A 1325-nucleotide genomic window follows, 5' to 3' on the forward strand; every position below is an offset into this window, starting at 1 on the left:
CATACCGTCCCATAAAGTGTGTCTAAGGGGTATATAAAAGGCGCCCCTCTTTCGTTAAATTAATTCTGTTTCGACCAAAAAACGAACAAATTTAACAAAGAGAGACTATGGACAATTTAAAGCTAAATAAGCAACAGATACAAGCAGCCGTTGATCAACTTACCTCACAACCTGAGGGGGTAAATAAACTAATGGAAATTGCGTTAAACAGTTTGATGAAAGCTGAAAGAAGTACTTATCTTGAGTCTGCAAAAACGGGAAATAAAGCCAATGGTTATCGTGCAGTCAATGGACTCGGTATTGGTGACTCACTATCCCTTCAAGTACCGCGTGATCGACTGGGTCAATTTAAACCCTGGTTGTTGAATGTGATGAAATATCAAAGTGAGTCATTGAATGAACTCTGTTTTGAGCTCTATGCGAAGGGGTTAACAACTCGCGATATCGAATCCATCACCCAAAGTATTTATGGTCAACACTTATCTAAAAGCCAGATATCCCGTGTCACTACTAGCTTGTCTGATGCTATGCAGCAGTTTAGAGAAAGGGAGCTGGCGTCGTATTATCCTATCATCTACCTTGACGCGACCTTCATTAAAACCAAGCGTGAACGAGTATCCAGTGAAGCCTATTACATCGTGTTAGCTGTTTTGCCTGATATGACGAGAGAAGTGATTGGCATCTACAATGCACCAACTGAGTCCTCAAGTAATTGGAAAGAGATCTGTGAAGATTTAAAACAGCGAGGCTTAAAGCAAACAGATCTGTTTGTGACAGATAACCTAACAGGACTTGATGGAGCCCTAGAACAACACTTTTCAGCACCTATTCAAAAGTGTGTTTTACATTTAAAGCGTGAAGTTTTAAGAAAGACCAAAAAGCAGCATAGGAATGAAATGGCAGCGGACTTGGCTTATATTTTCCAGTTAGATAATGAAGTAGATAACAAAGTATTATTGCTGGCAAGAGCGCATGAGTTTTATCAAAAATGGAAAACCAGATATCCTAAATTAACCCTCTTCAAAGATGCTGACGCCTTCTCATATTACGCCACCTATCTAGATTTCGAATATGACATCAGAAATATGATCTATACAACTAATTGGATAGAGAGGTTAAACAAAAGCTTTAAAAGAACAATAAAAATCAGAAATTCAATGCCAACAGTTGAGTCTGTATTGACCTTATTAAGCAAAGTCGCTATTGATATGAACAGCTCAACTTATCGCCATCCGGTGAGCCGATTAATTAAAAGTAACTTGTTTAATTGATGAGATGAAACAGAAGAGTTAACGAGAGGTAGACACACTTATTGGGACGGTACC

Annotated in this window: 1 protein-coding gene; it reads left to right on the forward strand. The window is 38.6% G+C overall.

The annotated features are described in order from the left end of the window. Positions 1 to 107 precede the first annotated feature (107 nt). On the forward strand, positions 108 to 1271 hold the full coding sequence (locus tag OA91_RS23735) for an IS256 family transposase (RefSeq protein ID WP_063340074.1): 1164 nt from the start codon (positions 108 to 110) through the stop codon (positions 1269 to 1271). The last annotated feature ends 54 nt before the right edge of the window (positions 1272 to 1325 follow it).

This window comes from Marinomonas sp. SBI8L (assembly GCF_001624705.1).
GTDB lineage: Bacteria > Pseudomonadota > Gammaproteobacteria > Pseudomonadales > Marinomonadaceae > Marinomonas.

What these genes read in the sequence shown, in the direction of transcription:
- OA91_RS23735 (WP_063340074.1), top strand. Translation starts at nt 108, where the DNA reads ATGGACAATTTAAAGCTAAATAAGCAACAGATACAAGCAGCCGTTGAT.